The sequence below is a fragment of the Salinibacterium sp. UTAS2018 genome, from assembly GCF_004118935.1.
Taxonomy (GTDB): domain Bacteria; phylum Actinomycetota; class Actinomycetes; order Actinomycetales; family Microbacteriaceae; genus Rhodoglobus.
Genome location: NZ_CP035375.1, coordinates 2,399,960 through 2,422,603 on the forward strand (window position 1 = coordinate 2,399,960; position 22,644 = coordinate 2,422,603).

The 22,644-nt window shown below is 61.6% G+C and carries 26 protein-coding genes; 13 read left to right on the forward strand and 13 right to left on the reverse strand.

The annotated features are described in order from the left end of the window. The first annotated feature begins 64 nt into the window (after positions 1 to 64). Together ESZ53_RS11405 and ESZ53_RS11410 are read left to right on the forward strand one after the other, a co-directional pair. The gene (locus ESZ53_RS11405; RefSeq protein WP_129072943.1) at positions 65 to 643 is read left to right on the forward strand and encodes a TetR/AcrR family transcriptional regulator; all 579 of its coding nucleotides are present in this window, start codon (positions 65 to 67) and stop codon (positions 641 to 643) included. 32 nt (positions 644 to 675) lie between these two features. Then, the gene (locus tag ESZ53_RS11410; protein ID WP_129072944.1) at positions 676 to 2,298 is read left to right on the forward strand and encodes an FAD-dependent monooxygenase; all 1,623 of its coding nucleotides are present in this window, start codon (positions 676 to 678) and stop codon (positions 2,296 to 2,298) included. A gap of 4 nt (positions 2,299 to 2,302) precedes the next feature. Here the strand turns inward: ESZ53_RS11410 and tkt are convergent, their stop codons facing one another. Next, a complete protein-coding gene (gene tkt, locus ESZ53_RS11415) occupies positions 2,303 to 4,333 on the reverse strand; it encodes a transketolase (RefSeq protein ID WP_129072945.1) in 2,031 nt (676 codons plus the stop codon). A 110-nt stretch (positions 4,334 to 4,443) separates the two neighbouring features. Between tkt and ESZ53_RS11420 the strand changes: the two genes are divergently transcribed. The 4 genes from ESZ53_RS11420 to ESZ53_RS11435 all read left to right on the forward strand — a co-directional run bounded on the left by ESZ53_RS11420 (position 4,444) and on the right by ESZ53_RS11435 (position 8,083). Continuing rightward, entirely contained in the window at positions 4,444 to 5,640 is a 1,197-nt protein-coding gene (locus ESZ53_RS11420) for an ROK family protein (RefSeq protein WP_129072946.1), read from the forward strand. Positions 5,641 to 5,749: 109 nt separating this feature from the next. After that, complete coding sequence (locus ESZ53_RS11425) at positions 5,750 to 6,202, forward strand: PTS sugar transporter subunit IIA (RefSeq protein ID WP_010205331.1); 453 nt, start codon at positions 5,750 to 5,752, stop codon at positions 6,200 to 6,202. Positions 6,203 to 6,230: 28 nt separating this feature from the next. Next, positions 6,231 to 6,506 carry a PTS sugar transporter subunit IIB gene (locus ESZ53_RS11430; RefSeq protein WP_010205333.1) on the forward strand — a complete coding sequence of 92 codons (276 nt, stop codon included), beginning with the start codon at positions 6,231 to 6,233 and terminating at the stop codon, positions 6,504 to 6,506. Positions 6,507 to 6,550: 44 nt separating this feature from the next. Next, on the forward strand, positions 6,551 to 8,083 hold the full coding sequence (locus tag ESZ53_RS11435) for a PTS ascorbate transporter subunit IIC (protein ID WP_010205334.1): 1,533 nt from the start codon (positions 6,551 to 6,553) through the stop codon (positions 8,081 to 8,083). Positions 8,084 to 8,186: 103 nt separating this feature from the next. Here the strand turns inward: ESZ53_RS11435 and ESZ53_RS11440 are convergent, their stop codons facing one another. Further along, a complete protein-coding gene (locus tag ESZ53_RS11440) occupies positions 8,187 to 8,822 on the reverse strand; it encodes a pyridoxamine 5'-phosphate oxidase family protein (RefSeq protein WP_168187238.1) in 636 nt (211 codons plus the stop codon). 94 nt (positions 8,823 to 8,916) lie between these two features. Here ESZ53_RS11440 and ESZ53_RS11445 point away from each other — a divergent pair, with 94 nt between their 5' ends. Both ESZ53_RS11445 and ESZ53_RS11450 read left to right on the forward strand, forming a co-directional pair. Then, complete coding sequence (locus ESZ53_RS11445; protein ID WP_010205337.1) at positions 8,917 to 9,114, forward strand: helix-turn-helix transcriptional regulator; 198 nt, start codon at positions 8,917 to 8,919, stop codon at positions 9,112 to 9,114. A gap of 4 nt (positions 9,115 to 9,118) precedes the next feature. Further along, a complete protein-coding gene (locus ESZ53_RS11450; RefSeq protein ID WP_129072947.1) occupies positions 9,119 to 9,499 on the forward strand; it encodes a hypothetical protein in 381 nt (126 codons plus the stop codon). An 81-nt stretch (positions 9,500 to 9,580) separates the two neighbouring features. Here the strand turns inward: ESZ53_RS11450 and ESZ53_RS11455 are convergent, their stop codons facing one another. After that, positions 9,581 to 10,366 carry a winged helix-turn-helix domain-containing protein gene (locus tag ESZ53_RS11455; protein WP_010205344.1) on the reverse strand — a complete coding sequence of 262 codons (786 nt, stop codon included), beginning with the start codon at positions 10,364 to 10,366 and terminating at the stop codon, positions 9,581 to 9,583. A 346-nt stretch (positions 10,367 to 10,712) separates the two neighbouring features. Further along, complete coding sequence (gene upp / locus ESZ53_RS11460) at positions 10,713 to 11,345, reverse strand: uracil phosphoribosyltransferase (protein ID WP_129072948.1); 633 nt, start codon at positions 11,343 to 11,345, stop codon at positions 10,713 to 10,715. A gap of 43 nt (positions 11,346 to 11,388) precedes the next feature. Here upp and ESZ53_RS11465 point away from each other — a divergent pair, with 43 nt between their 5' ends. Beyond that, a complete protein-coding gene (locus ESZ53_RS11465) occupies positions 11,389 to 11,841 on the forward strand; it encodes a nucleoside deaminase (RefSeq protein WP_371683534.1) in 453 nt (150 codons plus the stop codon). Positions 11,842 to 11,905: 64 nt separating this feature from the next. Here ESZ53_RS11465 and ESZ53_RS11470 read toward each other — a convergent pair whose 3' ends face one another. Together ESZ53_RS11470 and ESZ53_RS11475 are read right to left on the reverse strand one after the other, a co-directional pair. Next, positions 11,906 to 12,289, reverse strand: coding sequence for a hypothetical protein (locus ESZ53_RS11470; protein WP_129072949.1), 384 nt, complete (start codon positions 12,287 to 12,289; stop codon positions 11,906 to 11,908). Between the two features lie 17 nt (positions 12,290 to 12,306). Beyond that, positions 12,307 to 13,269: a cation diffusion facilitator family transporter gene (locus ESZ53_RS11475; protein WP_129072950.1), complete on the reverse strand. Its 963-nt coding sequence runs from the start codon at positions 13,267 to 13,269 to the stop codon at positions 12,307 to 12,309. A gap of 23 nt (positions 13,270 to 13,292) precedes the next feature. Here ESZ53_RS11475 and proC point away from each other — a divergent pair, with 23 nt between their 5' ends. Next, positions 13,293 to 14,120, forward strand: a complete 828-nt coding sequence (proC, locus tag ESZ53_RS11480) for a pyrroline-5-carboxylate reductase (RefSeq protein ID WP_129072951.1) — start codon at positions 13,293 to 13,295, stop codon at positions 14,118 to 14,120. Here the strand turns inward: proC and ESZ53_RS11485 are convergent. From ESZ53_RS11485 to ESZ53_RS11510, 6 genes are read right to left on the reverse strand one after another with little or no spacing between them, the layout of a single operon-like run. Then, positions 14,117 to 15,364: a sugar ABC transporter permease gene (locus ESZ53_RS11485; protein WP_129072952.1), complete on the reverse strand. Its 1,248-nt coding sequence runs from the start codon at positions 15,362 to 15,364 to the stop codon at positions 14,117 to 14,119. The genes proC and ESZ53_RS11485 overlap by 4 nt on opposite strands. Then, positions 15,361 to 16,185: an ATP-binding cassette domain-containing protein gene (locus ESZ53_RS11490; protein WP_129072953.1), complete on the reverse strand. Its 825-nt coding sequence runs from the start codon at positions 16,183 to 16,185 to the stop codon at positions 15,361 to 15,363. Before ESZ53_RS11490 ends, ESZ53_RS11485 begins: the two co-directional genes overlap by 4 nt. 25 nt (positions 16,186 to 16,210) lie before the next feature. After that, positions 16,211 to 17,287 (reverse strand): sugar ABC transporter substrate-binding protein, encoded by a 1,077-nt coding sequence (locus ESZ53_RS11495; protein WP_129072954.1) that lies wholly within the window; start codon positions 17,285 to 17,287, stop codon positions 16,211 to 16,213. Continuing rightward, complete coding sequence (locus ESZ53_RS11500; RefSeq protein ID WP_129072955.1) at positions 17,284 to 18,492, reverse strand: ROK family transcriptional regulator; 1,209 nt, start codon at positions 18,490 to 18,492, stop codon at positions 17,284 to 17,286. The genes ESZ53_RS11495 and ESZ53_RS11500 overlap by 4 nt, the downstream gene beginning before the upstream one ends. A 50-nt stretch (positions 18,493 to 18,542) precedes the next feature. After that, a complete protein-coding gene (locus ESZ53_RS11505; RefSeq protein ID WP_129072956.1) occupies positions 18,543 to 19,214 on the reverse strand; it encodes a TrkA family potassium uptake protein in 672 nt (223 codons plus the stop codon). Beyond that, complete coding sequence (locus tag ESZ53_RS11510; RefSeq protein ID WP_371683558.1) at positions 19,207 to 20,628, reverse strand: TrkH family potassium uptake protein; 1,422 nt, start codon at positions 20,626 to 20,628, stop codon at positions 19,207 to 19,209. Before ESZ53_RS11510 ends, ESZ53_RS11505 begins: the two co-directional genes overlap by 8 nt. 82 nt (positions 20,629 to 20,710) lie before the next feature. Between ESZ53_RS11510 and ESZ53_RS11515 the strand changes: the two genes are divergently transcribed. The 3 genes from ESZ53_RS11515 to ESZ53_RS11525 all read left to right on the forward strand — a co-directional run bounded on the left by ESZ53_RS11515 (position 20,711) and on the right by ESZ53_RS11525 (position 21,793). After that, positions 20,711 to 21,193: a helix-turn-helix transcriptional regulator gene (locus ESZ53_RS11515; protein WP_129072958.1), complete on the forward strand. Its 483-nt coding sequence runs from the start codon at positions 20,711 to 20,713 to the stop codon at positions 21,191 to 21,193. Positions 21,194 to 21,361: 168 nt separating this feature from the next. Next, positions 21,362 to 21,556 (forward strand): helix-turn-helix domain-containing protein, encoded by a 195-nt coding sequence (locus tag ESZ53_RS11520; RefSeq protein WP_129072959.1) that lies wholly within the window; start codon positions 21,362 to 21,364, stop codon positions 21,554 to 21,556. A 138-nt stretch (positions 21,557 to 21,694) separates the two neighbouring features. After that, positions 21,695 to 21,793, forward strand: a complete 99-nt coding sequence (locus ESZ53_RS11525) for a 30S ribosomal protein bS22 (RefSeq protein ID WP_003792170.1) — start codon at positions 21,695 to 21,697, stop codon at positions 21,791 to 21,793. Positions 21,794 to 21,878: 85 nt separating this feature from the next. Here ESZ53_RS11525 and ESZ53_RS11530 read toward each other — a convergent pair whose 3' ends face one another. Beyond that, entirely contained in the window at positions 21,879 to 22,643 is a 765-nt protein-coding gene (locus ESZ53_RS11530) for an HAD family phosphatase (RefSeq protein ID WP_129072960.1), read from the reverse strand. Position 22,644 lies beyond the last annotated feature (1 nt).

The following is a 22,644-nucleotide window of genomic DNA, read 5'->3' on the forward strand; positions in this document are numbered from 1 at the left end:
GCTAGAATTCTGCCGAGCGAAGGTGACGTTCTCGTGCTAGTCCGTGCAAGGAGGTAGGTCTGTGATGAATGCCGTTCCTGCAACTCGCGTGGATGTTGAACGCAATCGCCGCATTCTTCTCGATGCGGCCGCCGTTGCGCTCGCGCTCGATCCAGACGCGACTCTGGGTGATGTCGCCCGCCGTGCCGGATTGGCGAGAGCGACCCTGTATCGCCACTTCAGCAATCGGGAGAGCTTGCTTGATGCGCTGCGTGATGATGCCGTGGAGTGCGCGAGAGAAGTTGTTGACGGAGCCCAGGTCGGCTACGGAACGGCTTTGGAAGCACTCCGTAGAGTCGTGGAGGGCATCGTCTCACTAGGTGCACGGTTTCGGCCATTGCTCCTTGAGGGGGCGGCTCAGGATCCCGAATTCTTGCGCCGCCGCGAAGAAGCGTTTATGCCGGTTGCGATGATCGTTCAGCGGGGGCAGCGGGCCGGCCACATCAGGGCTGATATCTCGGTGCTCTGGATTGTCACGGCGCTGATGGCGTTGTTGGCGGCAGCGGTACGACTGGAGGGGAAGCTTTCCGAGGAAGAAATCGTCGAGCTTGTGTTTGGGACACTGTCTTGCGGTGTTCAGGAAACGCCCAGCGCGGAAAACTAGACGCCAGTGTCTCGTTTCTGTAGCATTGGGGCATGACAGCGAACTCGATCCACCCCCGAGAGAAGTCGACGACTGAGAGAGTTGACGACGCTACCGACGTCGATGTTCTCGTGGTCGGGGCGGGTCCGACTGGCCTCACCGCCGCCGTAGAGGCTCTTCGTCACGGACTGACCGTTCGCATCGTGGAGCGCAAGCCGCAGCGCGGCGTATTCTCCAAAGCTTTAGTGGTGCACGCTCGCACAATGGAGGTGTTCGCCGTCATGGGGATCGACGGTGATATCCGCAAAGCCGGAACGCCGTTCGCGGCCCTCAACCTCCACTTCAATAACCGGAAGAAGCGCGTGCACGTCGACCTCCTTGCCCAGCCTTGGGGAGATACCGCTTTTCCATTCTGGCTTTCTGTGCCGCAACATGACACCGAGAGAGTTCTCGAGAATCGCCTTAACGACCTTGGTGGACAGGTGGAATGGTCTACCGGCCTGCATCAACTAACGGATCACGGAAGCTATGTTGAGGCCACGCTAGTAACCGACACCGACCCGGTAGCTAACAGCAAGACCAGTGTCATCCGGGCGGGGTGGGTGATCGGATGTGATGGTGGCAGAAGTACTGTCCGCGAGCAGGCGGGAATCGCCCTCAAGCGCACCGGTGCTGGAGCCACTTTCCTTCTGGCGGATGTGAAGACCACCAGCGACCTCATCGAGGATGAGGGGCATATGTTCCTCGCGCCCGAGGGGTTGCTTATTCTCGTGCCAATGCCGGAGCCTCGCCGATGGAGGATGATCGCCCACGTGCCGTCTGGCGCCGAGAACCTATTGGGCTCCGTCGATGCCGCCCAACTTGATGCGCTTATTTCTGACCGAGCAGGCATCACGTTCGGTGCACACGATGTCACTTGGACATCCCAGTTCGACCTCAGCCACGGTGTGGCCGACCGCTTCCGTTCCGGCAGGGTTGTCCTGGCTGGTGATGCCGCGCACATCCACAGCCCCGTTGGCGGGCAGGGCCTGAACACTGGAGTGCAAGACGCCCACAACGTGATGTGGCGGATCGCTGAATCACGGGCCGCTACGCCAGAACGTGCAGAAGAGTTATTGGCCGAGTATGAGAGTGAGCGTCAGGGCACTGCTGGTGCGATGGTGGGCGGCGTCGCGCGCATGACCGCGCTGATGACTTCGCCGCGCTTCATCGCTCGACGAATCCGTAGTCTGGTTGCGCCAATTGTGGTGTCACGACCGTTCGTGCAAGCGAAACTTGCCCGAGGCGTCGGGATGCTCAACCTCTCATATTCACAGCGCCGACACATCCGTGGCTCCGGAAAGTGGGGTGCGGGCAACCGCCTGCCCAATCCGTCCCTTCGTGATGGAGGGCGGCTCTATGACCGAGTTTCGAAGACCGGTTACAGCTGGGTAGTCTTCAGCAACCACGCAGTGACAGCGGATGCTGGTGATGGCAGTACACCGCGTTGGATGGGGTTGCCAGTGGTTGTGTTGGACGAGTCAGACCTTCAGCACGGCGAGACGAGTCCGCGCTCCGCTGCTGTTGTGTTGGTTCGACCGGATCGCTACATTGCTGCGGCTGGAGCCGACCCCGACTCTTTGGGCTATGCCGTGCCGAGTCGGGGTAGGTTGTTGCGTGCCGAGCACGGCAACTAGCTGATTAGCGCCCGAGCGTACGTCGCGCAGCTTCCAGCACGGCGTCCAAGGTGATTCCGCGACGAGCCATGACTTGGGCACCGGACCCAGATTCCCCGAACTCTTCGATGCTCACAACTTCGCCCTCGAGGCCAACCCAGCGGTACCAGCCGTCGCCGCGCCCAGCCTCTACCGCGACTCGTGCGGCGATCGAGGCGGGCAGTACAGACTCGCGGTAGGACGCATCGCTCGCTGCGAACCACTCAACACTCGGCATTGAGATGACACGTGCCGAGAAGCCTTCCGCGGCCAGAGCTTCCGCTGCCTCTAGAGCAAGGGCTACTTCACTGCCGGTGGCGATGAGCGCGAGATCGAGACCGTCGCCGTGCTGCCAGGCAACGTAACCTCCGTGGGCAACTTTCGCATCCAAGTCATCACGATCATGAAGAACGGGAACATCCTGACGAGAGAAAATCAGAGCGGTCGGGCCTGCGGGCTGGGCGATCAGGCGCTTCCAGACCGACACAACTTCTGCGGCATCCGCGGGGCGCACCACATCGAGCCCGGGCACGGTGCGCAACGACGCAATCTGCTCTACCGGCTGATGCGTTGGGCCATCCTCGCCAACCGCAACGCTGTCGTGCGTGAACACATAAACAACAGGCAACTGCATGAGGGCAGCGAGGCGGATGCTCGGCCGCATGTAATCACTGAATACGAGGTACGTCGACGCGAACGGTCGCCACGGCCCCTGAATTGCGATGCCATTGAGTATTGCTGCCATGGCGTGCTCACGAATCCCGAAGCGGATGAATTCGCCACCGGGGTTGCTCGCGGTCACGGCGGAGCCGGGCACCTCCACACCGGTTGATCCGGCCAGGTCTGCGGAGCCGCCCCACAGTGATGTCACGTTCTGGAGTGCCTTGATAGCGACACTGTTGAGTTTGCGAGTGGCAGAGGGGGTGCCGACGGCCGGCAGCACGATCTCGTTCAGTGCGCTGAGCGAGGCTGAGGCGTTGGGGTTGCGGAATGCGTGCCAGGTGCGCGCTGCCTCTGGCTCTGTAGCTTTCCAGACGGAGAGTGCTGCGTTCCATTCGTCTTCGAGGGCTTGCCCTCGGGCCACGGCGCCGCGCGCAAACCCGAGGCCGTTGTCGGTTACGAGGTCGTCGAGCGAAGCGTCTGCAGTGAACCCGAGAACTGTCTTGATCGCCGCAACGTCATCGGCGCCGAAGCCGCCGGAGTGGGCTGCGGGCTTGCCCGAGAACTTAGCGGAGGGGGTGCCGATCACGCTGCGCAGGGCCACAAACGTGGGGCGGCCATCCCGCGACTTGGCTTCATGGAGAACGGATTCGATTTCGTCAAGATTGCTCGCGTCGGTGATCTCGAGAACGCGCCATCCGTAGGCGGCGTAGCGTGCGCGAACATCTTCGCTGAAAGCGGCTTCGCCGGTGGAGTCGATTGTGACGTTGTTGTCGTCCCAGATCACTACGAGGTTGTCGAGGCCCAGCGTGCCGGCCAGGCTTGAGGCTTCGCCGCTGACACCTTCTTGCATGCAGCCATCTCCGGCTATCACCCAGGTGGTGGTGTCGAGCAGGGTGTTGGAGGGGGCGAAGAGGGCGCGCTCGCGCCGCGCAGCAATGGCCATTCCCACTGCAGAGGCAACGCCCTGACCGAGCGGGCCGGTGCTCATTTCAACGCCAGGAGTGTGCCCGAGCTCCGGATGCCCGGGAGTGCGGCTATCGAGGGTGCGGCTTTTGGCCAATTCGTCGAGCTCAAGCCCGTACCCCGTCAGAAACAGCTGCACGTAAAGCAGCAGGCTGGCGTGGCCGGCGGAGAGCACGAGGCGGTCGCGCCCGAGCCACTGGGGGTTGTTGGGGTTGTGGCGCAGTATCCGTTGGTAGAGCACGTGCGCGAGTGGTGCCAGCGCCATTGCGGTTCCGCCGTGGCCGTGGCCTTTGGCTTGCACCACGTGGGCGGGGATGGCGATGGCTGCGCGCAGGGAATCCGCTTCAGCGGGAGTGATGTTTCCTGAAAAGGGGAGGCCGGTTTCTGACATACCTGACACTTTGGTCTACTTGTGTACTAAAGTCAACGTGTGCAGAAAGATCTGCACAGTCACGAAGTAGACTTTCCGTCACGGTCGGTCACAATGCGGAGGACAAAGCTATGGCGCACGTGATCTCGACGGGTTCTGGCGTCGTGCTTGATCTCATCCGTTCAGCCCAGGCGACCACCCGCTCGGATCTCATCGCGCAGCTGGGCTGGTCGCGAATCACGCTCGCGCGTCGCCTCGATGAGCTGCTGAACGCGGAGATCATCGTCAGCGCCGGCCAGTCTGACTCCCGCGGCGGGCGCCCGCCCGAAGAGTTTGTCGTCAACAAAGATGCCGGTCTGCTGCTCGCGATGGATATCGGTGGCTCGCACTCACGCCTCGCCATCACCGACCTGGTGTCGAACATCCTTCTCGAAGACGAAGCCGATATCGGGCTCAGTCATGGCCCCGACGACATCTTCGACTGGAGCTGTCAGGTTTTCGATCACCTACTCGCCAGACTCGGCAAGTCGCGCGCAGATGTGCGCGGAATCGGTGTCGGCGTTCCCGGCCCCGTCGATCCGACTAGCGGCCGAATCGCCTCGCCGCAGGTCAATGCCCAGTGGGCGGATGTCATTGTCAAAGATTATTTCCCGGACGATTTTCGGGCGGTGTTCGCTGTTGATCGCGACGTCAACATTCTCGCAGTCGCTGAGCATCGCTTGGGGTGGCCGGAGCACGCTGATGCCATCGTTCTGAAGGTCGGAATGGGCATCGGTTGCGGTCTTGTTCTTGACGGCCGTGTTTATCACGGTGGTCGTGGTGGGGCGGGAGATCTTGCGCACTCGCCCGTCGGCGGCGACGAGGAGTGCCTGTGCGGACGAGTCGGATGCCTCGATACGGTGGCCAGCGGCCGTGCGATCAAACGCGAGCTGCACGCGCGGGGAACTTCGGTGCGCACGAGTGCTGACATTGTGGAGCTGGCCTCCAGCGACCATCCGGGAGTTGCCCAAATTTTGGCACATGCTGGAAGCCAAATCGGTGAGGCGCTGCTCGACCCGGTCGCGTTGCTGAACCCTTCTGCTGTGGTCGTGGGCGGCAATATCGCGCACGCGGGAGCAATCTTCCTTGACCCCATCCGCGAGCGACTGCTGCAGGACGCTACCACCTTCTCTCGCCGTGATCTCGTGGTGATTCCCGCCAAGTTGGGGCATCAGGCAGGTGTCATTGGGGCGTCGCTTATTGCGCAGGACGCACTTTTCGAGCCGGATCGCATTAGCCGGTTGACCAGAGAAGACGATGCTTCTTTGGCGAAATACGGCGAGAAATAGCCACTTAGGGATATTCGTAGACATAAGTCCTGTTGGGGGACTAGGCTCACAAGCGCCCAGCGCGCTCATTAAGTGAGTGCGTGAACGACCGGTGAGAGAGCAGGATGCAGTGAGCGACACCTTGGCCGACGAACTCAGCGACGACGCGATCGTCTTGCACGCTGACGCGAGCGACTGGCGTTCCGCCGTTCGCATTGCCGGCGATGCCCTCGTCGCCACCGGTTCAACCACCGACGAATACACCGCCGAAATGATCCGCGCCGTCGAAGAACTCGGGCCATACATCGTTATCGCACCGTCAATCGCACTGGCACATTCGCGACCGTCGCCTGCCGTGCTTAAGACGGGACTCAGCTGGGTCAGTTTGGCGACTCCGGTCGAATTCGGCCACTCGGCTAACGACCCCGTTCGACTCATCGTCGGTCTCGCGGCCGTCGACCACGATTCACACCTCGCCACCATGTCGAATCTCGCCGGAGTGCTCAGCGGCGATCTCGACCGCCTCCTTGAGGCGACCTCCGCAGAACAACTCCGGGAAATCATCCGAGAGAACACGCAGTAAACCACTCTCGAAATCGAAAGGCAAAGACATGAAGATCGTTGCGGTCTGTGGAATGGGTATCGGTACCTCCGTGCTCCTCAAGATGAATGCAGAGAAAGTTCTTCGCACCCTCGGTGTCGACGCCGATGTCGAGGCTGCCGATATCGGTGTGGCTCGCGGTATGGCACGCGACGCACAGATCGTACTGACCTCGGAAGAGTTTGCCGACGAGATCGGCGAGGTTCCTGCGAACGTCATCATTATCGACAACTTCTTCGACCTCGAAGAGATCACAGCAAAGCTCAAGGCAGCGCTGCCCGAATAACGCTTCACCTTTTCGCCTAACCAACAAACTCAAGGGAGAACACAATGGAGTGGCTTGTTGTAGTCCTGAATTTCCTCGGACAACAGATCCTCAACGTTCCGGCCTATCTCGTCGGAATCATTACCGCAGTGGGGCTCATCGCTCTCAAGCGGCCAGCCGGAGCCGTTATCGGCGGTGGCCTTAAGGCCGCGCTCGGCTTCCTGATCTTGGGCGCCGGCGCCGGAGTTGTGGTTGGTTCGCTCAACCCACTCGGTGACCTGATCCTTCGGGTCACGGGAGCGCAGGGCGTCATCCCCACCAACGAGGTCATCACGGCCCTCGCCTCGGTTGAGTACGGTGCAACTAGCGCCTACGTTCTCACCCTTGGCTTCATCGTGATGCTCGCCCTTGCCCGGTTCACGCCGCTCAAGTACGTGTTCCTCACTGGCCACCACATGGTGTTCATGGCGCTGCTGCTCAGCGTTGTGCTCTCCGTTGGTTTCGGCCCCGACCTTAACTGGCTCGTCATCCTGATCGGCGCACTGCTGCTCGGCGTAATCATGGTCGTCATGCCGGCGTTCGCTCATCCGTGGACCAAGAAGATCACGGGTGACGACACCATCGCTATCGGCCACTTCGGTACCCTCGGCTACATTGCCGCCGGTGCTGCTGGTCAGGCAACCGGTCAGAAGAGCCACTCCACGGAGAAGATCAACTTCCCGCAGGGCCTCAAGTTCCTGCGTGACTCGATGGTCGCCACCGCAATCTCGATGGTGCTCATCTACCTGGTCTTCGCCGTCTGGGGCCTCATCGCCCTGCCGCAGCAAGAAGCGTTCGACGTCTTCGGATCAGCGGATGCCGGTGCCTACATCATGGCCGCATTTGCTCAAGCACTGCAGTTCGGTGTTGGTGTCGCGATCATCCTTTACGGTGTGCGCACGATCCTCGGCGAGCTTGTTCCTGCGTTCCAGGGAATCGCCGAAAAGGTTGTTCCTGGTGCCAAGCCGGCCCTCGACATCCCGCTGGTATTCCCCTTCGCCGCTAACGCTGTGCTGATCGGATTCCTCGCATCGTTCCTCGGTGGGCTCATCTCGCTCGCACTCCTGGCAACGTGGCTTGGCCCGGTCTTCGGCCTTGCACTGATCCTGCCCGGCATGGTTCCCCACTTCTTCACGGGAGGTGGTGCTGGCGTTTACGGCAACGCGACCGGTGGACGAATTGGTGCGGTAATCGGTGGTTTCGTCAACGGTGTTCTCATCACGATCCTGCCAGCGATCCTGCTGCTGGTGCTCGGCGAGCTTGGCTTCGCCAACAGCACCTTCGGCGATGCCGACTTCGGTTGGTTCGGAACCCTCATCGGTGTCAGCCTGCTGAGCGGCGTGCCGGCAGTGGGAGTGGTTCTGACCATTCTTATTGCGGTCGTGCTCGTTGTTGTGGCATCCATCTTCCAGATCCGTGTCGTCAACACGGGTTGGGTGCCGGGAGCCAAGCGTGATGCGTGGCTCGCTGTCGAGGCTGAGAAAGCTGAAGCAGAGAAGGCAGCTGAGAAAGCGGCGGCAAAGGCTGCTGCTGAGCCTGCTGCAGAAACAAAAGCTTAACCGCAGAGTCGAGCCATTCGGGTAGCTCGGCTGGGCGCCATTCCTTCGGGGGTGGCGCCCTTTTCTGTTGGCCGCCTATTTTCTGCAACTCGCCTGTTGTCGGTCAGCCGCGGTCGTGCAGCGCTCGAACCGACTCTGGTGCGTGGATGCCGGAGCGCAGGTCAGGCGCGTCAACGACGGTCGCAGCTCTTGTTCCCCATCGCACCTGTCCGGCCCACGCATCATCGGCGATATCGTCGTCGGTGTCTTCCGGCCAGCCATCGGAGACGCGGAGAGACCACTCGTCAATGGGAAGGGCGAGCACGAGTGTTGCTGCGAGCTCTTTCTTATTGTTCGGGCGAACTTCGCGCAGGCGCCCCGGGATCAACTTCTCGGTCAGTGCATCGAGCGCGGCGGACTTCTCGTCTCCGTGGAGTACCTGAAACGACCCGAACAGCACGGCGCTGCTATAGATCAGCGACGACTCAAATGCCGATCGGGCGACAACGATCCCGCCGAGCGAGGTGACGGACACTGCCGCTGGGACTCCGGAGACGAGGCGCATCCACCGCGAGCCGGTCGATCCGTGCACGATGAGCGAATCACCAAGCCGGGCAACTGCTGTTGGCAGTAGCCCTGGGCTGCCGTCGTCATTGACGTAGGCGACGTTCCCGACGATCTCCGAATCGAGCAGCGCGTCTAACGCTTCGCGCTCGTGTGACATCAGTTCGGGCATTCGGGTGGCGTTCGTTCTGCTCATTCGATCAGTGTGACAGGCAAGCCCGCGTAAGCCCAGAGGCGCATAATGACAAGCCCGCTTGACACCGGCCGGGTGTGTAAAGCATGCTTGTCACATGGAATCTGAGATTAGAGATAGGCGCCAGGCTGCTGGGCTTTCGCAGGCAGCTCTAGGCGAAGCGCTCGGCGTTTCTCGCCAGACCATAAATGCCATTGAGACAGGGCGTTACGACCCATCCCTGATTCTCGCTGTTCGGCTTGCCCGGTTCTTTGGGTCGACGATTGAGGAAGTGTTTCACATTGAAGACAATTAGTCGTTTGAAGATTTCAGCCATCAACGTGGTGTTGCTGGGCGTTCTCGTTGCCGCAGCAGTCGTCACAGGAGTCACCGGCAACTGGTTCGAAATGACCCTCCTGCTCCTCGCGGCGGTATTCATCTTCGCCAGTGCCGTGTACGCGCGAGGCCAGAAAGCCAGCGATGTCCTCCGGCTTAATGCGATCGAATACCGCGACGAACGCGACCGACTCCTCGCGAAGAGCGGGTTCGCCGTTGTTGGTATCGTCGCGCTCATTCTCGCGATCGCCGAGTTCATTCTCGCCGCAGTGTTTCAGGAACTGCTCGCTCTTGCCTCAGCGCAAGTACTTGTGCTGAGCGCGGTGTGGGGTATCGCCAATTCCGTTGCAGCCAAGCGCGGTTAGGCGCGGCTAAGCGACCGCCGTTCGCTCGTGCATCCGATTTCTCGAAAGACGCGCAGCGAGGCGAGCGGTTGCAGCTGCGCCCTAGATGAAGTCAGGGCTGGGCGTCGAGGCGAAGCGCACCGAGACATCCGGATGACGGTCGTAGCGGTAGCCGATGCCGCGAACCGTACGAACAACATCTTCGTACGCGCCAAGCTTGGAGCGCAGGCGACGGATGTGGACGTCGATGGTGCGCTCGTTGGGCGCTTCGTCGTCTTCGGCAGACCAGAGGGTCGAGATCAGCTGAGCCCGGTCGATGGTTTGTGATTCGCGCAGGATGAGGAACTGCAGCAACTCGAATTCTTTGTAGGTGAGAGCTGCGGGCTCGTCGTCGATGAGTACGCGCTTGCGGGAGAGGTCAACGACGACGCCGCTGGCTGGTTTCTCGACTGGCTCTTCGGCTTGGCGGTGCTTGGCAAGGGCTGAGGGGTCTTGAAGGGCGAGGCGGACAACATCCACATCGCGTCCTCCGGCACCTACTGGAGCGAGGGCGACGGCGGCGTGGGTTTCGGAGCCGGGCACGAGCTGCTGCGTGAGCAGTTTGAGCTGCTCAACAATGGCGCTCAGGTCGGTGCCAGCAGCTGCTGCCTTGAGTTCGTCGATGCCGACGTACAGCACAAAGCCGCGGGCTTCAGTTCCCTGAGGCACGGCGCGAAGGCGAGGCGCCTCGGCTGCGGGAACGGCGGGAGCCGTAACAGCAGCGGGGCGCGTGTCGCGCGCTGGCTGGACGGCAAGTGACAACTCACGAGCTACATGAGTTGGCGCAAGGGCGGGAGCCGCCGGAGCGAAAGAGGTGCGAGGGGTACGTTCGATGGTTGCAAGTGACATGGGTCCAGAAATCCTTGGAGAAGGGGTGAAGGGCCTCTGATGATGAGGGTGTGATCCTTCGGGAAAAAACAAATGTGACAAGTGAGATAGTCGCCGTTATGAGGACGAAAATCTGGGGGCGCTAATTCTGGTGAGAACGCCCGGCGCTGGTTGGCCGACTAGGCACACATTCGACAACACGAAGCTGCACTTACAAGCGCAGTGCCCGCCACCGCAGTGCTCGTAAGCATCGCGCTAGCGGTCCTGGAAGCCACGAGGGCGGTCAGGTCGCGAGTTTGTACAGTCATGGTTGCAATGATGTTTCATGCAGCGCGCCTCTGTCAAGTTGCGCGCGAAAATTGTGCGGCTAGACGAGTCCGTATAGTCGGTCGCCGGCGTCGCCGAGGCCGGGCACGATGTAGCCGTTTTCGTTGAGGCGTTCGTCGAGGGCGCCGAGCACGATCGTGACGTCGCGGCCTTCCATCGCTTTCTCAACAGCGGCGAGACCTTCAGGGGCTCCGAGAATACAGACGGCCGTGACATCCGTAGCACCACGGTCGAGGAGGTACTGGATAGCCGCGATGAGCGATCCACCGGTGGCCAGCATGGGGTCGAGCACGAAGCACTGGCGGTTCGACAGGTCGTCGGGCAGGCGCTCGGCGTAGGTGTCGGGTTGCAGGGTTTCTTCGTTGCGCACCATGCCCAAGAAGCCGACCTCAGCGGTCGGGACAAGCTTGACCATGCCCTCGAGCATTCCGAGCCCGGCACGCAATATGGGTACGACGAGAGGCTTGGGCGAGCTGATAGCGACCCCCATAGTCTTCGTGACCGGAGTCTCAATCTCGACCGCTTCGACCCGCACAGAGCGAGTGGCCTCATAGGCCAGCAGGGTCACCAGCTCTTCCGTCAGCGCCCGAAAAGTGGGGGCCGCGGTGTTCTTGTCGCGCAGCACGGTGAGCTTGTGCGTGATGAGCGGGTGGTCGGCAACGTGAACTCGCATAGGCTAAATCTACTTGAGGTCTGGACCGATAGGAGAACCGATCGTGACAAAGTTCGATCAGTGGATGACGCGGGCCATCGCCGAGGCGAAGCTCACGGCCGATTCTGTCGACGTTCCGGTCGCCGCTCTCGTCTTCGATCAGAACGACAATCTCGTCTCGATCGGGCGCAATGAGCGGGAGCTCACGGGCGACCCCACGGCGCACGCCGAGGTAGTGGCGATCCGGGCAGCGGCCGCGGCCACCGGTTCGTGGCGCCTCGACGAGATGACGCTCGTGGTCACTCTGGAGCCGTGCACGATGTGCGCTGGCGCAATTCTGCAGGCCCGCATCCCGCGTGTGGTGTTTGGGGCGTGGGACGAAAAAGCCGGCGCATCAGGCAGTGTGAATGATCTACTGCGTGACCGCCGGCTTCCGCACAAGGTCGAGGTGGTGGCGGGCATCCAAGAGGCTGAATGCGCTGCGCTGCTGACGGACTTCTTCGAAGCCCGACGCTAGCGCCCGACTGGTCGAACTAACCCCGCAACATTTGTCACGCGCGGGGCCAGCTCGCGGTGCGCGCCTAGTGCCAGAGCACCGCAACGAACACGTTGATGAGCGCGCCCATGCCCGCGAGGTGCAAGAACGGCAAGGTTGCTTTCTTCTCGCTCGTGCCGGCGGAGAGCGCCTTCGCCTGACGCGCACGCGCGACTAGGACTGCAACGAGCACAACGACAGCGAAGATCAGCTTCACGGCGATCTTGGCGTTGTTGACGTCTTCGTCGTTCATAGTCACGAGACCGACCAGGATGAGGCCAGTGACGAGCTGGGTAATGGCACCGATCAGCATGGTGCCGAGCTCGAAGCCTTCTTTGCGGCGCAGCTGAAGCGCAAAGGATCCGATAATCAGCGCAAGCCCCAGGATGTGCAGCGCGAGTACGGTGTGAATGATTGGTTCGAAGTCCATGATTTCGGGTGCTTTCTCTAGTCGTTACCCACGATGACGATAGTGTCAGTGGGCGGTGCAGCTTCGGGCGGGCGACGGTACACGTCAGGTTCGATGTAGATAACGCGGGCCATCGGCTCGGCTTCGCGGATTTCTTTCTCCACGCTATCGATGCTGGCAGCGACATCCACCAGGCGGGTCTGAGCGCCGAAGTCGACCTTGGCGGCGACCATGAGCTCTTCGGGGCCGAGGTAGAGCGTCTTCATGTGGATGAGCGAGCGCACGTCAGGGTGCGCGTTGATGGCGTCGCGGATGGTGTTGCGTTGCTTGACCGTGGCACCTTCACCCACAAGCAAGCTCTTGGTTTCGATGCCGAGGATGATCGCGACGATGATCAGCAGAACACCGATGGCGATTGTGCCGATGGCATCCCAGAGCGAGTCGCCCGTAATAATCGTCAGCCCAACGCCGAAGAGGGCGAGTACCAGACCGAGCAGGGCGGCAACGTCTTCGAGCAGCACGACGGGAAGCTCGGGCGCCTTGGCGTGACGCACGAACGCCACCCAACCTTGTTTACCGCGCACGAGGTTCGATTCCCGCACGGCAGTGCGCAGGGAGAAGCCTTCGAGCACGATCGCGATGAGCAGTACGGTGATAGGCAACCACGCTTGCTCAAGCGGGTGCGGATCTTGCAGCTTGCTCACACCCTCGTAAAGCGAGAACACGCCACCGACCGAGAACAGGATGATCGACACGACGAAGGCGTACACGTAGCGCTCGCGGCCGTAACCGAACGGATGCTCGGCATCCGCATGCTTCTTCGCCTTCCTGCCGCCGAGTAGCAGCAGCGCCTGGTTGCTCGTGTCTGCTACGGAGTGCACGCTCTCCGCGAGCATCGAGCTCGACCCCGAGATCAGAAAGGCAATGAATTTGGTGACAGCGATTCCGCCGTTCGCCACCATTGCCGCGATGATTGCTTTGGTCCCGCCTGACGCGCTCATACGATCGATTCTAGGATGTTCCCGTGACTACTTCTCTTCCTAGCATTGCAATTGTCGGCGCCGGATCAATGGGAGGTGCCATCCTGTCGGGTTTACTTGATCCCTCAGTGACCGTGAGCGGGGGCATCCGCGTCACGAATCGCACGGAAGCCAAGGCGGCTGCCGTGCGCTCAGAGGGCGTCGAATCGTTCGCCTTGGAGGACACTCCGGATGGCAATGCTCGCGCCGTCAAGGGCGCCAAGGTGGTCATGCTGGGCGTCAAACCCGCGATGATCCCCGACACCCTTGCCGACCTCAAGCCCTTCCTTGAGCCCGACGCGATTGTCATCAGCGTTGCTGCGGGCGTCACGACGGCCCGGATGGAAGCCATCGTCGACAACGTCGTGTTGCGGGCCATGCCCAACACTCCCGCGATCGTGGGCAAGGCCGTCACTGGCCTTAGCGCCGGATCGCGCGCCACCGATGAGGATCTCGCCATTGGCCGCGCTGTCTTCGAGACAGTGGGCACCGTTATCGAAACTCCCGAATCGCAGATTGATGCGCTCAGCACGATCTCCGGATCGGGCCCGGCCTACGTGTTCTTGATTCTCGAAGAGTTCGCGCGCACCGCCGAAGACATGGGGTTCACCCCCGAGCAGGCGCTGACCCTGGTGGCGGGAACGTTCGAAGGATCGCTCGCCCTGCTGGCGTCATCCGATAGCTCTCCGGCGCAACTGCGTAAGCAGGTTACAAGCCCCAAGGGAACGACCGAGCGTGCCGTGGAGCAGCTGCAGGCCGCCGATTTCAAGGCAATCTTCGACCGGGCTACCGCGGCGGCGCTGGCGCGCGCGAAGGAACTCGCTGCCGGCTAGAAGCGGCCGTGCAGGGCGCGAGAGCGTCGTGACATGGAGTCGATGATCACCGCGAGCAGCAGCACCGCTCCCGTGACCATGTAGCGCACCGACGAGTCGAGGCTCAGCAGTGTGAGGCCGCTCGAGATTGACTGAATCACCACAATGCCGAGCAGGGCAGACCAGGCACTTCCGCGACCGCCGAAGAGGCTTGCGCCGCCGATGACGGCTGCCGCGATGGCGGTGAGGTTGGTGTCGCCACCACCACTGCTCTGGTTCGCTGCAGCCAATCGCGATGCTGCCAAAATGCCGCCGAGTGCGGCGAGGGTCGCGCTGACCATAAATACCGAAATGTAGACCCGATCAACGCGGATGCCGGCACGCCGGGCTGCTTCAACGTTGCCGCCGACCGCATAGATCGAGCGCCCCCAGCGCGTGCGCTTGAGCGCGAAGTCGACCGCGACCACAAGCACGATGAAGAGCAAGAACATCAGGCCGATGCCGCGGTCGGTGTTGAGGTACCACGCGCCGAACAGCAGGGCGACGATCATGAGGGCGCCGCGCAGCAAAATCGCAGTGCGTGATTCGGGAAGGAGGCCAGCGCGGCTGCGGCGGTTGGCGTGGGAGAGGTGGGCGCCAACGTAGACGAGCGTCGCTACTCCGGCCAGCACGTACGAGAGCCAGGCGGGCAAGAACATCAGCTGGGCGAACTGCACGATCCATGAATCGAACGGGATGTTGATCGAGCCGAGCTTGCCGAGCACCCACAGTTGCAGGCCGAGTACTCCGAGGAGGCCGGCGAGAGTGATGACGAAACTCGGCACGCCGAAGCGCGTCAGCAAGAACCCGTAGAACAGCCCGAAGAGGGCGCCCGCAGCGAGGGCCGCAGCGATGGCGGCGATGAGCGGCCAGCCCAGTTGGGTGAAGGTGACGGCGAGAATCGCGGCGGCCAAGCCCGAGAGCGAACCGACCGAGAGGTCGATCTGGGCGAGCAATAGAACGAGCACTACACCGAGCGCGATCGTGCCGAGGGCAGCCGATTGCATCGCAAGGTTCACGAGGTTGGCGCTCGACAAGAAAGTGGGGTTCAGAATCTGGAAGATCGTCCAGATGAGGGCGAGGCCGACAACGACAGGAATTGCGCCAAGGTCGCCACCGCGTACCCGCGAGCGAAACGCTGCCCAGGATTCGGCGATGCCCGTGGCGGGCGGCAGGTCAACGGCCGGCGTGCTGTTGTTCGGGGTGCGGTTGTCAGAAGTGCTCATGAGCTGAGTCCCTCCTTGGCGCGCGTAAACGTCGCTCCGGTCATCCCGGCTCGGCGGCTCACGGCGTTGTCAGTAGCGCCCGTGATCGCCGCAATGATGTCTTCGTAGGTCACATCGGCGACGGCGAAGTCACCGTTGTTGCGACCGAGCCGCAACACAACAACGCGGTCGGCGACGGCCTGCACATCGGCCATGTTGTGGCTCACGAGAACTACCCCGTGACCGCGCTCGCGGAGATGTTCAATAAGGTTCAGCACCTCAGCGGTCTGCGCGACGCCCAGGGCGGCGGTGGGCTCATCCAACACCACAATCGAGGGGTTGCCGATGAGCGAGCGCGCAATGGCAACGGTCTGCCGCTGCCCGCCCGAGAGGCCCGCTACCGGAGTGCGCACCGACGGAATCTTGGCGGACAGCTGACGCAGCAGCGCCCAGGTCTGCTGTTCCATCTCGACTTCATCGAGCGCACTGCGGCCGAGTTCTCGCCCTAAGAACAGGTTGGAAACAACGTCAAGGTTGTCGCAGAGCGCTAAGTCTTGGAACACCGTGGCGATGCCGAGATCGCGGGCATCGGTCGGGTTCGTGAGCGCCACCTCATCGCCGCGATAAGCGATCGTGCCCGCGCTGGCCGGATGCACGCCCGCAAGTACCTTCACGAGCGTCGACTTTCCCGCACCGTTGTCGCCCACGATCGCTACGACCTCGCCGGGGTAAACGTCGAGCGACACCTCGCTCAGTGCGTTGATGGCGCCAAACTGCTTGCTGATTCCTCGCAGCGACAAGATCGGTTCATCGTCTGAAGGGGCAGGGGTGACCGCGGTCATACGATGCTCTCTTCCTCGGGGCTCATCATTGAATCCCCGCTGCCACGCACGCATCGGCGTACTCTTCGGTGCAAATCTGCTCGACCGTGTAGAGACCATCGGCAACGACGGTCTCCATAATGTTGTCGATCGTCACGATGACGGGCGTCAACAGCGTGGTCGGGATGCCGTCGGTCTCGGGGCTCTGCCCGATCAACTGTTCGCCGTCGAGCAGGGCGACCGCGTGTGTCGCCGCGATCTCGGCTTCGCGCTTGAAATCTTTGTAAATGGTCATGTATTGGTCGCCACTCACGATGCGCTGGATGGCCGTGAGCTCGGCATCCTGACCGGTGACGGGAGGTAGGGGGCTGACTCCGCCGGCTTTGAGCGCGGCGATCGCTCCGCCGGCGGTCGCATCGTTGGCGGCGTACACGCCTACAAGGCTGTCGCCGTACTGGGTGACTTGGCTCGCCATCCACTCTTGAGCTTTATCGGGGCTCCAGTCGGGGGTGTCGAACTCCTCAACCACTGTGAAGGCACTGCCGTCGATCACGTTGTGGGCGCCGCGCTTGAAGAGACGCGAGTTGTTGTCGGTGGCGGAGCCATTGATCATCACAATGTTGCCAGCGGAGAGCCCCTGATCGGCAAGACGCTCAACGAGCGCTTTGCCCTGAAGAGCGCCCACTTTCTCGTTGTCGAAAGAAATCCAGAAGGCAAGTTCGGGGCTGCCGATCAGACGGTCGTACGAAATCACGGGAACTTTGTAGGACTGTGCCGTCGCGACTATGGTCACTGCCGCAGATGAATCCACGGGGTCGAGCACAAGTACGCTGATGCCCTGGGCGAAAGCCGATTCGGCCTGTTGTTGTTGTTTGGCAGGGTCTTGGTCGGCGTTGGCGTAGATGACGTCGCACTCAGGGCACAGCTCGGCAACTTTGGCTTCAAAGAAGGGGCGATCGTAGGCCTCGTACCGCGCCGTCTTTGATTCGGGCAGCAGCAGAGCAATCGTGCGTGCGCCATCCGTGGCATTGCCCGGCATGATCAGAGAACAACCGCCCAGCGCGAGTACAACGAGCACGGCAGAAGCAATCACGCGCAGCAGGCGTGAACGGGTCGCGCTCATGAGGCGTCCGCGTCCGCTGGTTCTGTGGACAAGCCGGTGCCGGAGCCGATGGAGAGTTGGTCGATCGCAAACGCAATCGCGCCAAGCAATTCGCTGCGCGGCCCGAGCTGGCTCTGCACGAGATCGGCGGCCTGCCCCGAACCCACAATCACCGAGCGTTCCATTGCGTGCCGCATGGGGCCAAGCAAGAGCTCGCCAGCCTGCGAAAGCTCGCCGCCAACCGCAATACGTTCGGGGTCGAAGATGTTGCTGAGGTTGCCGGCCGCGATGCCGAGGTGACGACCCGCATCGGCAATGGCTCGAATGCAGGCGTCATCGCCGCCGATCGCCCGCACGATAACGTCGTGAAGCTTGAGGCCGCGGCGGCCCGTACGCACCGATTCGACGATGGCGCGGCCGCCGGCCAGGGTTTCGAGACATCCGCGATTTCCGCAGCGGCAGAGAGCACCGTCTTCATCGAGAACCATGTGCCCGAACTCGCCCGCGGCTCCGTGATGCCCGCGGAACACCGCGCCGTTCAGGATGAGGCCAGCGCCGATGCCATCATCGATGCTCACATAGAGCGAGTTTGGCTTGCCGCGCAAAGCACCCGAGCGGTACTCGGCCAGACCACCGAGGTTGGCATTGTTGTCGACGTACACGGGGCTATTGAGGCGGATGCTGAGCGATTCTGCAACGGGAACACCGTCCCAGCCGCGCATGATTCCGGTGCGCGAAATGATGCCGGTTGCGGCATTCATGGGCGCGGGCATAGCGAGCCCCACTGCCAGAATTTCGTCGTGCGTTGCGTCGACAGACTCGAGCATGTCGGTGATGAGCTGAGCGGCGCGATTCAGTTCATTGTCGGCGCGGTGGTCTTTCGCGAGCGGCATGTGATGTTCCGCAACGACAGTATGCGCGACATCCGAGAGCGCGACGCGCATATGACGCTCGGAGAAATGCACGCCGACCACAAGGCCGAGGGCGCGGGCGAGAGTGATCTGATGGGCGCGGCGACCGCTGCGAGTGCTCATGGTGGTCGCGAGCACACCCGCAATGACGAGCTCTTTGACGATGTTGGAGACTGTGGCGGGGGAGAGGCCGGTAACTCCGGCTAGTTCGATCTGCGTGAGGCCGCCATGATGCTTCACCGCGTCGATGATGCGAGCGCGGTTAGCTTCGCGGAGCGAAGTCTGCGACCCCGGGGTCGCCCGTTTTTTGCTCACGGAATCAAGATACAGGTAGCGAGAGGTCGCAGATCAGTCCACGAACGGGGCTACGTCGCGAGAGTCGCAAACTTTTCGATGTCTTCAGAATTTCCGCTGACGATGATGAGGTCGTGATTGGAGATCACGGTCTCGGGGGTCGCATAGGTGAATTCCTTGCCCGGAGACTTCACTCCGACCACGGTGATGCCGTACTTGCGACGCACTTGCGATTCGCTGAGCGGTATACCGCGAATGGGCTTCGGGGGATACATCTTCACGATGGCGAAGTCGTCATCGAACTCGATGAAGTCGATCATCCGACCCGACACCAAGTGGGCAACGCGCTCGCCGGCTTCAGCTTCGGGATAGATGACGTGGTTGGCGCCGATGCGGTTCAAGATCTTGCCGTGAGAACGGCTAATGGCCTTCGCCCAGATCTGCGGGATCTTGAGGTCAACGAGGTTGGCGGTGATGAGCACGCTCGCCTCGATGGAGGAGCCAACAGCGACGACGGCGATGGAGAAGTCTCCCGCGCCGATCTGCTGGAGGGCGTCAAGGCTGCGGGCGTCAGTCTGCACGGCGTGCGTGACGCGCTCCGACCACTTCTGAACAAGGCTGAGATCGGCATCGATGGCGAGAACCTCGCGGTCGAGGCGCTGAAGTTGACCGGCGGTAGCCGCGCCGAAGCGGCCGAGACCGATCACTAGGACCGGCGCATTGTGCGGAATCTTGTCAACCAACGATGGGCCTCTCTTCTGCTCTCGTGAACAATTGACGACGCTGGCTGGCTGCCAAGGCTGCCGCCAGAGTAACTGTTCCTACTCGCCCGGCCCACATCGTGGCAGCGAGGATGTACTTTCCGCCATCGGGCAGCGTCTCTGTCAACCCCGTAGAGAGACCACAGGTGGCGAAGGCCGAAATGACGTCGAAGAGCACCCTATCGAGTGGCTCCTTGGTGATTTGAAGAATAGCGACGGTGGAGATCGCGACAATCGTTGCTCCCCAGAGCGTCACGCTGACGGCCAGGCGAAGAACGTCAGTGGGGATGCGGCGCTCGAACGCGTGCATGTCGTTGTCACCGCGAGCCTCGGCAAGGGCCGCTAAGAACAGCACGGCCAAAGTGGTGACTTTGATGCCACCCGCCGTGGAAGCGGAGCCGCCGCCCACAAACATCAGCATGTCGAAGACGAGCAGAGTGGACCCGTTGAGTTCATTGATATCGATGGTGGAGAACCCACCCGAGCGCGTCATGGTCGATAAGAAGGTGGAGGTGAGAGGCCGAGAGATCAGGCTTTGTCCACCGATGGTGTTGGTGTTGTTCCACTCCAAGATGAGCACAGCGAGTGCCCCCAGAAAGATCAACAGCACCGTCGTGGTGAGGGTCAGGCGCGCGTGCACTGACAGGCGAGCGCCGTCCTTGAGGTTGCGGACCACGGCGAAGATCACCGGAAAGCCGAGGCTGCCGAGGAAGACGCCGGTACCGATTGCTCCGAGCATCCACGGGTCTTGAGCGAAGGCTTCCATGCCGCTGGCGGCTGGAACGAAGCCGGTGTTGGTGAAGGCGGATGCCGCGAAGTAGAAACCCTGCCAAATAGCGGGCCACACGTCGTAGCCCTCCACGAGCAGGCGCGGGGTGATGACGAGGGCGAGAACGATCTCGATGGCCAGTGCGCTGATGGCGACAGTCGCGAGGAGCCCGCCAATTTCGCCAAGTCGGATCGCTTGCGATTCAGACACGGGCCCGACATGGATCCGCGAGGGGTTCGAGTCACTGGCCGCGATGAGTCGTTGGCGTAGGCCGAGCCTGCGTGACACCACGAGGCCGAGCATGCTGGCGAGCGTGAGCACTCCGATTCCGCCAACCTGCAGACCGATCAGAATCGCGGTGTTGCCGAAAGCCGACCAGTGCGTTGCCATGTCGAGAGTGGTCAAGCCGGTAACGCAAATGGCGGAGACGGCCGTGAACAGAGCGTCTACGAGCGGAGTAGCTTGCCCGTCTCGCGCCGAAATGGGCAGAACTAGCAGGGTGGTCAGTACTACGACGAGAGCGGAGAAGATGGCGATCGCAAAGCGCGCAGGAGTAGCGGCAGCGAAACGATCGATCACATCGCGAATACGAGCGAAGAGGCTGCGTTCGCGAGGGTGCGCACGCATGGGTGCCCAAGAACTCATCTAATTATCTCCCCACGCACAGGAGGCCATGGTACTCCCCAGCAAGCCCCGGTAGCCTTATCTCATGGCCGACATCTTTGACGTAGTAGCCGATTCAACCCGGCGTAGCCTTTTGGCAGTGCTGCTGGAGCAGTACATCGCCTCCGAATCTCCCAGCGGCGAGCTCAGCGTGAGCGAGATTGTCGAGAAGCTCGATCTGAGCCAGCCGACAGTTTCCAAGCACCTCAAGGTGCTGCGCGATCACGGGTTGGTGTCGGTGCGCGAAGACGGCCAACACCGCTATTACCGCCTCGACTCGTCGCCTCTCGAAGCGGTCGAAGACTGGCTGATCCCGTTCTTGAGCGCAGACTTTCATGACGACTTCGACGATGAACTTCGCGAATCCACCGGCGCCTTTGCGGCGTGGTCGGGAGCGGATGTCGGAGACAACTTCGGTCGTCGCGTCGCCGAACGCACACACCAGGCGCGTTCAGCACTGCACGATGCCACAGAAGCCGCAAAGCAGCTCCCTGGCGCGGTTCGCTCTCGCATCTTTGGCAAGGATTAGACCGAAGGCGCGCCGTACTGGTGCGATCAGGGCTTTACAGCGAGTCACAGCAGCCTCTATTCTTACCGATTAGCACTCCAGTCACATTCTGGGTGCGTCGTGTAGTTATCGAGGGCACTGCGTAGTCGATTCACATCGCGCAGTAGCCAAACCAAAGGGGCTGGTCCGATGTCGCGGGATCTTTCTGAGATGCGCTTTCTTACCGTCGCCGAGGTGGCGGACATGATGCGTGTTTCGAACATGACCGTGTATCGACTCGTTCACTCTGGTGAGCTACCCGCCGTGCGCTTTGGCCGCTCATTCCGCATCCCGGAATCGGCCGTAGCGAGTGCTGTCGCACCCCCGATCTCTGAGGTCGGATAGCGCCAAAAGTTCGCTCAGGGTTGGTTCCCAGTTCAGTGAGACTTTAAAACCCGCCCGGTGCGGTAAACTCTTCCGGTATGTCTTTCCGCGGTTCTGAATCGGACCGGGTCGGTTCGTTCAGAAATCAGTGAGGTCCCTATGGGTTCAGTCATCAAGAAGCGTCGCAAGCGTATGGCAAAGAAGAAGCACCGCAAGCTGCTTCGTAAGACTCGCCACCAGCGTCGCAACAAGAAGTAACTAGTTCCAACGACTAGGTAGTCGTCGTTCTCGACGGCCACATCTCAACACCCGAACGTTCTTCTGAACGGTCGGGTGTTCGAGGTTAACGAGAGTTTTTTCGAACTCTTTTGGCTTGCCGCTTCACGCGTTTGCGTGCCTCTTTGAGGCCGGCGCGGTTGAGCGGCATGATTTGCCACCCCATTTTTTGGGCGTGATGGGTGAGCTTCTCATCCGCGTTCACGGCGACACGATTGCCGACGGCACTCAGCAGGGGGATGTCGTTGCTGGAGTCGGAATAGGCCCAGCACTCCGCGAGGTCGGCTCCGACGCGCTCAGCGAGCTCTGTGGCCACAGCAGCTTTTTCTGGACCATGAAGCACGTGGCCGTCGAGTTCTCCCGTGAGAACGCCGTCTTCGGCTCGTACCCGCGTTCCAAGAGCGCCGGTGAGCCCGAGGCGTTCGGCGATCACTTGAGCCACAAACTGCGGTGTCGCTGTAATCAGCCACACTTCGTGCCCCTTCGCGAGGTGCTCCTTCGCGAGATCAACCGTCTCTGGCCACAGGTTCGGCAGAATGTCCCGCTCGTAAATTGTTTCAGCGAGCTCTACGAGGGTCTGCATCGAGTGGCCGCCCACGATTTCGAGCGCTCGTTCGCGCGCGCTAAGCATGTGCTTATGGTTTTCGCCGACCGCGACGAACCGAAATTGATGCCAGGCGAAACGAGCAATATCGCGCCAGCCCACGATTCCCCGCCGCCACGCTTCCTTGCTGAGGTAGTAAGCGCTCGCGCCGCGCATCAGTGTGTTGTCCACGTCAAAGAAAGCCACAACCGCGTTATGGCTCGATAGGGGCGCCGTTACCTCGTGCATT